We start from the raw sequence: 10,470 nt of genomic DNA on the forward strand, positions 1-10,470 counted from the left end.
TTGCGCGCGGGCGCGGCGGCACGCGCGCGGGCAGGCGCAGCCGACGCGAGAGGCGAGGAGAAGTCGGCGGGGGCGACGTCCTCGTCGTCCGCGCGGGCCGGGGCGGGCACGGGGACGGAGGGACGGGCCGGCTCCGGCGCGACCTCGGCGACGTACCGCTCGGTGGCGAAGAACCCGAGCACGCCTCCGGAGCGGACGCGCCGGACGCCGACCACCCGGGCCTGGGGACCGAACTGCTCGCGCGCGGCGGCGATCGCGTCGTCGCGCGAGGCAGCCTCAACGGATCGCAACGGCACCGTTCACAACTCCCAGCGACTCGATCTGCGCTGTCCGGGAGACCTCCGCGTAGGAGATCACCGGAAGCCGGGGCAGGACCTGGCGCATCAGGCGCGCGAGTGCGGCGCGCACCTGGGGCGAGCACACCAGGACCGGGGACAGGCCGGACCTCTCGGCCTCCTCGAGCAGGCCGCTGCAGCCGTGCACCAGGGCGTCGATCCCGCCCGCGTCGAGCGCCAGGACCTGCCCGGCGTCGCTCTGCCGGACCGACTCGAGGAGCCGCTGCTCGAACCCGGGCTCGAGGGTGAAGACGTGGAGGCGCTCGTCAGGCGTCACGTACGGATGGCTGATCGCCGAGCCCAGAGCCGCCCGTGCCGCCTCGACCAGACCGTCGAGATCGGTGGACGTCTTCGCACGTACAGAGAGTGCCTCGAAGATGCGCACGAGGTCCCGGATCGACACACCCTCTTCGAGCAACGCGTGCAACACGCGTTGCACCTCTCCCAGGGTGAGCAGGGTGGGCGTCAGTTCCTCGACGACGACGGGGTGCGTCCGGCGGACCATCTCGACCAGCAGGCGCACGTCCTCGCGGCCGAGCAGGTCGGCCGCGTTCTGGCGGACGACCTCCGCGAGGTGCGTCGTGATGACCGACGAGCGGTCGACGACGGTCGCGCCGGCCATCTCGGCCTGCCGCTGCAGCTCCACGGGGACCCACTTGGCGGCCAGCCCGAAGACCGGCTCCCGCGTCGCCTTGCCAGGGATGCCGTCGAGGTTGTCGCCGATCGCCAGGATGGTGCCGGCGGGCGAGATGCCCTTGGCGGCGGGGACGCCGTTGAGCCAGATGACGTACTGCGAGCCGGGCAGGTCGAGGTTGTCCCGGGTGCGGACCAGCGGGATGACCAGGCCGGTGTCCATGGCGACCTTCCGGCGCAGCGCCTTCACCCGGTCGAGCAGGTCGCCGCCGCGCGCGGGGTCGACCAGGTCCACCAGGTCGAAGGCCACCTCGAGCTCCAGCGGGTCGACCCGCATCTTCTCGGCGATCGCCTCGGGGGAGTCCGGCTTGGGCTCGTTCTCCAGCGCGGCGGCCGCGGCCTCGGCCTCGTCGTCGACCACGGGCGCCTCGGTCATCCGGGACGCCATGAAGAGGAAGGCGCCACCGATGATCAGGAACGGCAGCTTCGGGAGGCCGGGGATGAGGCAGAGCGCGACCGCGGCGCCACCGGCGATCCGCATGGGCTGCTTGAACCGCCCGAGCTGCGCCAGCAGGTCGGACCCCATGTCGCCCTCGGTGGCCGACCGGGTGACGATGATGCCGGTCGCGGTGGACATCAGCAGCGCCGGGATCATGGAGACCAGGCCGTCGCCGACGGTCAGCAGCGAGAACGTGGAGACCGCCTCGCCGGGCTCCATGCCGCGCTGCATGACACCGATGGCGAAGCCGCCGATCAGGTTGACCAGCGTCACGATGATGCCGGCGATGGCGTCGCCCTTGACGAACTTGGACGCACCGTCCATCGAGCCGTAGAAGTCCGCCTCCGCGGTGACCTCGTGGCGGCGCCTGCGGGCCTGTGCCTCGTTGATCAGGCCGGCGTTGAGGTCGGCGTCGATCGCCATCTGCTTACCGGGCATGGCGTCGAGGGTGAAGCGGGCACCGACCTCGGCCACGCGGCCGGCACCGTTGGTGATGACGACGAACTGGACGATGGTCAGGATCAGGAAGATCACCAGACCGACGACCAGCGAGCCGCCGATCACGAAGTGCCCGAAGGCCTCGATGACCTTGCCGGCGTAACCGTCGGTGAGCACCAGACGGGTCGAGGAGACGTTCAGCGACAGCCGGAAGAGGGTGGCCACGAGGAGCAGTGACGGGAAGACGGCGAAGTCCAGCGGCTTCTTGATCTGCATCGCGACCAGCAGGATCAGCAGCGACGCGGTGATGTTGACCGCGAGGAGCATGTCGATCAGCGCCGCGGGCAGCGGCACCACCAGCATGAGGACGATCGCGACGACGCCGATCGGCACGGCCGTCTTGCCCATGCCCTTCACGCGCCCGCTCCGGCGTCGCTGGACAGGGGCTGGCTCACGCCTCTCTCATCGGCAGCCCCGCGCGCCCTCGGTACCGGGGGTCGCGCTAGGCGGGTGCCGGCGTGCGCCGCCGTCCGGCCTTGGGCAGACCGTCGACCGCCGGCGCCTCGAAGCCGGGACGGTGGAAGCCGCCCTTCACGCCGCGCGCGCCCAGGTGCATGACGAAGGCCAGCACCCGCGCGACCGCGGTGAACAGCTGCGCCGGCACCTCCTGGCCGAGCTCGCAGGAGGCGTGCAGCGCCCGGGTGAGCGGGATGTCCTGGACCAGCGGCACGTGCGCCTCGGCTGCGATCTCACGCAGCTTCGTCGCCACCTCGCCGGCGCCCTTCGCGACGACCCGGGGCGCCCCCTTCGACGGGTCGTACTTCAGGGCCACGGCGTAGTGGGTCGGGTTGACCAGCAGGACGTCGGCGTCGGCGACCTCGCTCATCATGCGGTTGCGCGACATCGACATCTGGACCCCCCGACGGTGGGCCTTCATGTGCGGGTCACCCTCGGCCTGCTTGTTCTCCTGGGTGATCTCGTACTTGCTCATCTTCAGCTGCTTCATCGTCTTCATGCGGACGACGACGTAGTCGGCGACGGCGATGACCAGGCCGGTGACCGCGACCACGCGGAACATCAGGATCGCCGAGTCGGTGAAGGTGGCGGCCACCGCCGACAGGGGCAGCGCGCCGGCCGAGGCGACCAGCGCCTGCGCCCGGTCGCTGGTGACGATGACGACCGTGCCGAGGGCCGCCGTCTTGATGAGGGCCTTGACCGACTCCCAGAGCCCCTGGGTGCCGAACATCTTCTTGATGCCGGGGAAGGGGTTGAGCTTCTTCAGCGTCGGCTTCATCGCCTTGGTGGCGAAGGTGACGCCACCCTGCGCGGCCGCGGCCGCGGTGCCCACGACCATCATTGCCAGCGACAGGGGCAGCACGGTCATCATGAACGCCGTCAGCGCCTGCCCGAGGAGGATCGACAGCGCGGCCGGCTCGGGGTTGGACGCCACCGAGCCGATCTGCACGAACAGCTGCTGCACCTCCTCGAACGCATTGCTCACGAGCATGGGCAGCAGCACGCTGGCCGTCGCCACGCCCAGCCACGTACCCAGCTCCTGGGTACGTGGGATCTGCCCCTCCTTGCGCGCCTTCTTCAGGCGCTGGGGAGTCGGCTTCTCGGTCTTCTCACCACCGGGACCGTCCTTGGCCACGGATCAGCCGCTCCGGAGCGAGACCATGGCCCGGGCGGCGTGCTCCATCAGGGAGTCGAGCGCCGGCGGGAGCAACGGGAACGTCAGTCCCAGCATGGTCAGGGTCAGGAGGATCTTCACCGGGAAGCCGAACGCGAAGATGTTCAGCGCGGGCGCGGCCCGGCTCAGCAGCGCGAGCGCGACGTCGGCGAGCAGCAGCACCGCCACCATCGGCCCGGCGATCTGCAGCGCGGCCAGGAACATCATCGAGAACGCCGTCATCAGCACCGCGGCGATCTGGTCGGTGGGCACGTCACCGCCCACGGGCAGGCCGACGTAGGACGTCGCGAAGCCCTTGACGATCAGCAGGTGGCCGCCGCTGGTGAACAGCAGCGTGATCGCCAGCAGGTAGTGCAGCCGGCCGACGGTGGAGTTCTGCGTCATCGACAACGGGTCGTAGGCCGGCTGCAGCGAGAAGCCGCCGGTGACGTCGAGCAGGTCGCCGGCCAGCTGGACGGCGGAGAACAGCACCTGCACGACGAACCCGAGCGCAGCGCCGATGACGACCTCGGTCACCGCGGCCACGGCGAGGAAACCCGCCGTCGGCTCCGGCAGCGAGGGGGCGATCTGGGTCGAGAGCAGCAGCGACAGGGCCAGGGCGAAGGCGCCCTTGACCGGCCCCGGGATGGTGCGCGAGTTGAACGGCGGGGCCAGCAGCACGAACCCGGTGGCGCGCGCCGTCCCGAGCAGGAGCGCGGCCAGCGTGACTGCCGGGACCGAGAGGTCCATCGGCGTCAGGTCCGGTCGAGCAGCCGGGGCAGCGAGTCGAACAGGCTCTGGGTGAAGCTGACCAGCTCGGAGAGCACCCAGTTGCCGGTGACCAGCAGCGCGATGGCGACGGCGATCATCTTCGGGACGAAGGAGAGCGTCGGCTCCTGGATCTGGGTGGCCGCCTGGAACAGCGAGATCAGGAAACCGACCAGCAGTGCGGTCAGCAGGACGGGTGCGGCGACCTTCGCGGCCACCAGCATGGTCTGGGCCGCGATCTGGGTGACGTCGGCGTCGCTCATCAGCCGCTACCCCCGTAGGACCCCACGAGGGCCGTCGTGATCAGCGCCCAGCCGTCCACCACCACGAACAGCAGCAGCTTGAACGGCAGCGACACGATCGTCGGCGGCACCATCATCATGCCCATCGCCATCAGCGAGGCGCTGACCAGCATGTCCAGCACGAGGAACGGGATGAAGACGACCAGGCCGATGATGAAGGCGCTCTTGAGCTCCGACAGCACGAAGGCCGGCAGCAGCGTGGTCATGCTGACCTCGGCGGCCTCGGCCGGGGCCTCCTCGCCGGAGAGCCCGACCATCAGCTTGAGCTCGTCCTCGCGGGTGTTGTCGAGGAGGAACCCGCGCAGGGGGACGACGCCGGCGTCGTAGGCCTGGGACACCGTCATCGTGCCGTCCATGTACGGCTGGACGGCGACGTCGTTGATGTCCGACAGCACCGGCCCCATGACGAACAGCGTCAGGAACAGGGCGATGCCGGTCAGCACCTGGTTCGGCGGCGAGGTGGGCAGCCCGAGCGCGTTCCGGGTGAGGCCCAGGACCACGATGATCTTGGTGAACGAGGTGGCCAGCAGCAGGACGGACGGCGCCACCGACAGCACGGTGATCGCGAGGATCAGGGTGATCGAGCTGCTGGGCGAGCCGTCGCCGATGGAGATGTCGACGTTGCCGTCGCCGGGGACGACCGGCGCGATCGGCGCCGTCGGGTCGGTGGGCGCGGTCGGGGCGGCCGAGGCCGGCCCGGCGAGCAGGACAGCCGCCACCGTGCACAGCAGCGCGAACAGCAGGACGAGGGCCGCCCGGCGTCGCGTCGACGGGTGCCCGGGCGCCACGAGCGGGCGCGCGGCGGCGGTCATGACCGACGGACCGTGCGCTCGCGGAGCTCCGTGACGAAGCTGCCCCAGCCGTTGCGGTCGAAGACCGAGCCGGCCAGTGCGCCGCTGGTCGGACGGGCGGTCAGCGCGGGGCTCTGCCGGACCGTCTCGGCCGAGCCGACCCGAACCGGGGCGCGGTGCTCGTCCAGGGCGGCGTCCACGGCCTCGGCGTCGAGCTCCGCGAGCAGGGTGACCTGCTCCTCGGTGGCCCCGACCACCAGCACCGCGTCGGCGATGCGGATGACGTTGACCGTGCTGGTGCGGCCCATGCGCTGGCGGGCGACGACCTCGATGAGGCCGTTGCCCTGGCCGAGGCCGCGCTTCTTGGCGACCCGCGCCGCGAACAGCAGCACCGCGCCGATGAAGACCAGCGACAGGACGAGCCGGATGATCATCCAGGTCATGCGGAAGCCCGCCCGAGCTCGGCAGCGGCGGCGTCGGTCACGATCTCGCTGATCCGCAGGCCGAAGTCCTCGTCGACGACGACGACCTCGCCGCGGGCGATGAGCGTGCCGTTCACCAGCAGGTCCGCGGGCGCGCTGGCCGCGCGGTCGAGCTCCACGACCTCGCCTGGGTGCAGCGAGAGCAGCTCCTGGACGGTCATCCGGGTGCGGCCGATCTCGACGGTCACCTCCATCGCCACGTGCCGCAGGAGGTCCAGGCTGCCGCGCTGGGTGTGCGTCGCGGGCAGGGTCACCTGCAGCGCGAAGGTCGCCTGGTGCTCGGTGCCGGCCATCAGGGGGACGGCGACGAACATGCCCTTGTCGCGCAGCCCGTCGAGGGCCGACAGCGGTTCCTCGGTGCGCTCGGAGGCGACGCGCACCCGCCCGAGCGTGGCGGCCGCGGCCTCGAGGGCGGGCCGGAGCGCGGCGGCGACGTCCATCTTGCCGACGGGGGAGTTGGCCAGGGCCTCGACCACCTCGGCGGAGACCACGAGGACGATGTCGCCGCTGACCTCGCCGGAGAGCCCGGCCGAGACCGCCGTCGCGGCCGTGGGCGGCAGGGGGACGTGGTCGGGGTCGCTGACCGGGGCCCCGGGGACGAGCTCGATCGTGGCCGGCACCAGGGAGGCGGCGGCGCGGGCGGCCGCCGTGACCACCGCGGAGACGGTCTGGGAGTCCTGCGACGAGTCGGTGCGGGCGGCGGTCATGCGGTTTCCTTCGCGGCAGCGGCGTGCGGGGTGGGGACGATCGCGGCGGCCAGGCGGCGCCGGTGGTTGCTGGCGATCGCGTAGGCGAACGTCACGTCGTTGGTGGTGACCTCCAGCGGCGCATCCGGTGGATGGCGCAGGAGGAGGACGTCACCGACGGCGAGGGAGAGCAGGTCGGCCGAGGACACCGTCAGCGGCGCGAACCGGACGCTCACGTCGACCGGCACGAGGTTGAGCCGGGCCGTCAGGGCCTCGGCGGCGCGCCGGCGCTTGGCGAGCGCGGTCTCCGACAGCTGCGGCGAGGCGGCGTTGTTCAGCGCCTGCGCGAACGAGGAGAACGGCAGGACCAGGGTGGCCTGTCCCTCGCGGGTGCCGACGGCCATCGAGAAGGTGGCCACCATGACGGTGTCCGAGCCCGAGGCCGCCTGGGCCAGCTGCGGGTTGTACTCGAAGCCGTTGAGCGCCGGCTGGATCTCCGTGATCGTCGCGAACGAGGTGGCGAACTCGTCCAGCAGCCGGCCCAGCAGGTGGTTGGTGATGGCTGTCTCCATCGCCGTCATCGGCCGGTTCGGCTGCTCCGCGTTGCCCGAGCCGCCGAGCATGTGGTCGACGATCGCCATCGCCATGTCCAGCGGGTAGGCGAGCAGTCCCTTGCCGGCGAGCGGCTCCAGCGTGAACGTGGTCAGGAAGACCGGGTTCGGCAGCGTCACCAGGTAGTCGTCGTAGGAGTACTGCTCGATGCCGACGAGCTCGAGCCGTGCCCCGGCGCGGAGGAACGTCGTGAGGATCGTCGTCGCCTGGCGGGCGAAGCCCTCCTGCGCGACCTGCAGGACCCGGACGTGGTCACGGGAGAGCTTGGTGGGCCGGCGGAAGTCGTAGGTACGCGCTTCACCGCGGCGGCTGCGGGCTCCCGAACCGGCGCCGTTCGCCGGGGCAGGCGGACCGGCCGGGGACGGCGCGGCCGGGGCTGCTGCGGCGGGCGGTGCGGCGGCCGGGGGAGCGGCGGCGGCGAGCGGTGACGCGTCCTCTGACGGAGGACCGGCCTCGCTGGGGGCCGGTCCGGTCTCGGGGGAGGTCACGTCTCACCTCATCGGCGGACGCCGGGGGGACCCTGACCGGCGGCGCCGGAGCGCGACCGCTCCTCGGTGGGAGATGTGACGGGTGGTGCGGAGTGTGCCCCCGACGTGACGATGGCCGGGCCCCGGAGTCCGGGGCCCGGCCACCGCCGGGAGCGGTGCTACTGCGTGACGTACTCGTTGTAGTAGATGTCCATCACCATCGGGACCTCGTGGTCGGTGTACGCCTCGATGATCTTCGCCTTGAGCGCCTGCTTGAGCGCCTCGCGCGCGCCCACGACGTCAGCGGGGGCGGCCTGCGAGAACGTGGAGATGACCAGGTCCAGGGCCTTGGAGCCGTCGACCCCGTCGCCGCCGTGACCGCCGCCGGCGGCCTCCGCGGTGATCTCGAGTGTGACCCCTACCTTCAGGTATCCACCCCCGGCGAGGTTGACGGCGATCGGCTCCAGCGCGACGTATCCGCCGTGTTCCGGTGCAGCTGCCTCGGCCTCGCCCGAGCCGCTGAACAGGAAGAAGTAGGCGGCGCCACCGGCGGCGAGCAGGATGACGAGGACGAGCAGGAGCAGCTTCTTCCTGCCTCCCCCGGCGGTCGCCTCGTCGGTCTCGTCGGTCTTCTCTTTGGTGCTCATGGGTGGGCCTCCTGGTTGGCGGCTTCGATGCCCGGCAGCAGCGCGTTGGCCTCTGCCGAGGCGGTGGACAGGACGACGATGTCGACGCGCCGGTTGACCGACAGCGCCGTCGGGTCGGACTCGGGCACGAGCGGCCGGGTCGAGGAGTAGCCGGTCGCCGACATGCGCGGCTCGGGCACCCCGTCGCCGGCGAGGTGGCGGAGGACCGTGCTCGCGCGGTAGCCCGACAGCTCCCAGTTCGACGGCCAGCCACCGCCGGCGGTCACCGGGAGGTGGTTGGCGTGACCCTCGACCCGCAGCACGTTCGGCAGCCCGATCAGGGTCGGGGCGACGGCGTCGAGGATCGCCCGGCCCTCCGGCCGGAGGACGGCCTCCTCGGCGTCGAAGAGGACGGCGTCGGCGACGATGTGCACCACCAGGCCGCGCTCGTCGATCTCGTACCGGGCCGCACCCGCGAACCCGGCCGCCGCGAGGGCGGCGTCGATCTGCTCGCGGGCCTCGGACATGTCGTCGTACGCGGCCGCGGCCTCGGACGCCACCCGCTTGGCGCGCTCCGCGGCTGCGGCGGCTGCAGCGGCGTCCACCTGGGCGTCCTGGACGGACGGGTCCGGCGGGATGGCGGAGGCGATGTCGACGGCACCGGGCAGGTCCTCGAGGACCGAGCCCTCGGGCGTCGTCCCCGGCAGCACGCTGATCGGCGCGCCGAAGCTCGCGGACAGGCCGCTGGCCAGCGCGGCGAACTTCGCCTTGTCGACCTGGCTCATCGCGAAGAGCACGATGAAGAGGCACATCAGGAGGGTGACCATGTCGGCGTAGGACACCAGCCACCGCTCGTGGTTCTCGTGCTCTTCTTCCTCGTGCTTCTTCGGCCGCTTGCGCCGCGGATTCGGGGCGGTGCTCATGCCGCCTCCCGGGCTACCTCACTGGGCGGCACGAGGGCGGTCAGCTTCTGGCGGACGGCACGCGGGCTGGTGCCGGCCTGGATCTCGGTGATGCCCTCGACCAGCAGCTCCATCTGGGCGGCCTGCAACTCGCTGATGCGGGTGATCTTGGCGGCCATCGGCAGCCAGAAGAAGTTGGCGGTGAGCACACCCCAGAGGGTGGCGACGAACGCGCTGGCGATGAGCGGGCCGAGCGACTCGGGGCTGGACAGGTTCTCCAGCACGTGGATCAGGCCGACGACCGTCCCGATGATGCCGATGGTCGGCGCGTAGCCGCCCATGCCCGTGAAGAACTTGGCGGCGACCTTGTCCTCGCCCTTCTTCGCGGTGATCTCGCCCTCGAGGACGGTACGCAGCTCCTCGGGGTCGGTGCCGTCGATGCCCATCTGCAGGCCGCGCTTGAGGAACGGGTCGTCGATGTCCTTGACCTGGGCCTCGAGGGCGAGCAGGCCCTCCTTGCGGGCCTTCTCGGCGAGGGCGACCAGGGTGGCGATGCGGTCGCTGACCGGCGGCACCTTCGCCGGCAGCAAGGCCATCTTGAACCAGGCGCCGATCTTCTTGACGTCGGCCATGGCGGAGCCGGCGATCGCGGCGCCGAACGTGCCGCCGAAGACGAGGATGAGCGGGGGCAGCAGGATGATCGCCAGGGGGCTCGAACCCTCCATGATCATCAGCGCCAGCAGCGAGACGACCGCGAGCGCGATCCCGATGAGAGTGGCCGGATCCACGGATCAGCGCTCCTCTCGGCTCGGGAACGGCACGACCGAGGACACGGCCGTGACGCCGTGGTGCGGGTCGGAGCGGCCGTCGTCCGTCGTCACCGCGCGGTACTCCCCGCGGTCCATCTCGTAGGACGTGGCGAGGATCCCGGCGCGGAACTCGCGGATCTCCCGGAGCACCTCGTCCACGGACTCCTTCACCACGTACTTGGTGCCGTCCACCAGGAAGGCGACCGTGTCGGGGTGCGCCTCGACCCGCTCGATCAGGTCGGGGTTGAGCGCGAACTGCTCACCGTTCAGGCGCGTCACACGGATCACGGTTCGGTCCTCTTGCTCGGTGGGGGCCCTTGGTGGGCGGGTGGGGCAGGCAGAAAGGGGGGAAGTGCACTCTTCTCATCGGCTCACCAGGGGGTTCCCTTGAGCCGAACACCCGGGGACGGGCCCGGGCAGCCCCCGGGATTCCGGGGAAATCAGGGCGGCC

The 10,470-nt window shown here is 71.4% G+C and carries 13 protein-coding genes; all 13 read right to left on the reverse strand.

The genetic code is table 11. The annotated features are described in order from the left end of the window. A partial coding sequence (locus E4P40_RS23320; protein WP_209305477.1) for a hypothetical protein occupies positions 1-290 on the reverse strand: 290 nt, incomplete at its 3' end. Beyond that, on the reverse strand, positions 277-2,313 hold the full coding sequence (gene flhA / locus E4P40_RS23325; protein ID WP_135160767.1) for a flagellar biosynthesis protein FlhA: 2,037 nt from the start codon (positions 2,311-2,313) through the stop codon (positions 277-279). The genes flhA and E4P40_RS23320, both read right to left, overlap by 14 nt. A gap of 94 nt (positions 2,314-2,407) precedes the next feature. Further along, positions 2,408-3,556: an EscU/YscU/HrcU family type III secretion system export apparatus switch protein gene (locus tag E4P40_RS23330; protein ID WP_135160768.1), complete on the reverse strand. Its 1,149-nt coding sequence runs from the start codon at positions 3,554-3,556 to the stop codon at positions 2,408-2,410. Positions 3,557-3,559: 3 nt separating this feature from the next. After that, positions 3,560-4,324: a flagellar biosynthetic protein FliR gene (gene fliR / locus E4P40_RS23335; protein ID WP_135160769.1), complete on the reverse strand. Its 765-nt coding sequence runs from the start codon at positions 4,322-4,324 to the stop codon at positions 3,560-3,562. A 5-nt stretch (positions 4,325-4,329) separates the two neighbouring features. Further along, the gene (gene fliQ, locus E4P40_RS23340) at positions 4,330-4,605 is read right to left on the reverse strand and encodes a flagellar biosynthesis protein FliQ (RefSeq protein WP_135160770.1); all 276 of its coding nucleotides are present in this window, start codon (positions 4,603-4,605) and stop codon (positions 4,330-4,332) included. Then, positions 4,605-5,456 (reverse strand): flagellar type III secretion system pore protein FliP, encoded by an 852-nt coding sequence (gene fliP, locus E4P40_RS23345; RefSeq protein ID WP_135160771.1) that lies wholly within the window; start codon positions 5,454-5,456, stop codon positions 4,605-4,607. The genes fliQ and fliP overlap by 1 nt, the downstream gene beginning before the upstream one ends. Then, positions 5,453-5,878 carry a flagellar biosynthetic protein FliO gene (locus tag E4P40_RS23350; RefSeq protein WP_135160772.1) on the reverse strand — a complete coding sequence of 142 codons (426 nt, stop codon included), beginning with the start codon at positions 5,876-5,878 and terminating at the stop codon, positions 5,453-5,455. Before E4P40_RS23350 ends, fliP begins: the two co-directional genes overlap by 4 nt. Next, on the reverse strand, positions 5,875-6,624 hold the full coding sequence (gene fliN / locus E4P40_RS23355; RefSeq protein WP_135160773.1) for a flagellar motor switch protein FliN: 750 nt from the start codon (positions 6,622-6,624) through the stop codon (positions 5,875-5,877). The genes E4P40_RS23350 and fliN overlap by 4 nt, the downstream gene beginning before the upstream one ends. Then, positions 6,621-7,703: a flagellar motor switch protein FliM gene (locus E4P40_RS23360; RefSeq protein ID WP_135160774.1), complete on the reverse strand. Its 1,083-nt coding sequence runs from the start codon at positions 7,701-7,703 to the stop codon at positions 6,621-6,623. Before E4P40_RS23360 ends, fliN begins: the two co-directional genes overlap by 4 nt. 158 nt (positions 7,704-7,861) lie before the next feature. Beyond that, a complete protein-coding gene (locus E4P40_RS23365; protein ID WP_135160775.1) occupies positions 7,862-8,329 on the reverse strand; it encodes a flagellar basal body-associated FliL family protein in 468 nt (155 codons plus the stop codon). Further along, on the reverse strand, positions 8,326-9,231 hold the full coding sequence (locus tag E4P40_RS23370) for a flagellar motor protein MotB (protein WP_135160776.1): 906 nt from the start codon (positions 9,229-9,231) through the stop codon (positions 8,326-8,328). Before E4P40_RS23370 ends, E4P40_RS23365 begins: the two co-directional genes overlap by 4 nt. After that, the gene (locus E4P40_RS23375; protein WP_135160777.1) at positions 9,228-9,998 is read right to left on the reverse strand and encodes a motility protein A; all 771 of its coding nucleotides are present in this window, start codon (positions 9,996-9,998) and stop codon (positions 9,228-9,230) included. Before E4P40_RS23375 ends, E4P40_RS23370 begins: the two co-directional genes overlap by 4 nt. 3 nt (positions 9,999-10,001) lie before the next feature. Further along, entirely contained in the window at positions 10,002-10,307 is a 306-nt protein-coding gene (locus tag E4P40_RS23380; protein WP_135160778.1) for a flagellar FlbD family protein, read from the reverse strand. Positions 10,308-10,470: the final 163 nt, after the last annotated feature.

The sequence above is a fragment of the Blastococcus sp. CT_GayMR20 genome, from assembly GCF_004570345.1.

Bases quoted from the DNA above. Each gene is read 5' to 3' on its own strand.
- flhA (WP_135160767.1), bottom strand. From the start codon at position 2,313: ATGGGCAAGACGGCCGTGCCGATCGGCGTCGTCGCGATCGTCCTCATG.
- fliR (WP_135160769.1), bottom strand. From the start codon at position 4,324: ATGGACCTCTCGGTCCCGGCAGTCACGCTGGCCGCGCTCCTGCTCGGG.
- fliQ (WP_135160770.1), bottom strand. From the start codon at position 4,605: ATGAGCGACGCCGACGTCACCCAGATCGCGGCCCAGACCATGCTGGTG.
- fliP (WP_135160771.1), bottom strand. From the start codon at position 5,456: ATGACCGCCGCCGCGCGCCCGCTCGTGGCGCCCGGGCACCCGTCGACG.
- E4P40_RS23350 (WP_135160772.1), bottom strand. From the start codon at position 5,878: ATGACCTGGATGATCATCCGGCTCGTCCTGTCGCTGGTCTTCATCGGC.
- fliN (WP_135160773.1), bottom strand. From the start codon at position 6,624: ATGACCGCCGCCCGCACCGACTCGTCGCAGGACTCCCAGACCGTCTCC.
- E4P40_RS23365 (WP_135160775.1), bottom strand. From the start codon at position 8,329: ATGAGCACCAAAGAGAAGACCGACGAGACCGACGAGGCGACCGCCGGG.
- E4P40_RS23370 (WP_135160776.1), bottom strand. From the start codon at position 9,231: ATGAGCACCGCCCCGAATCCGCGGCGCAAGCGGCCGAAGAAGCACGAG.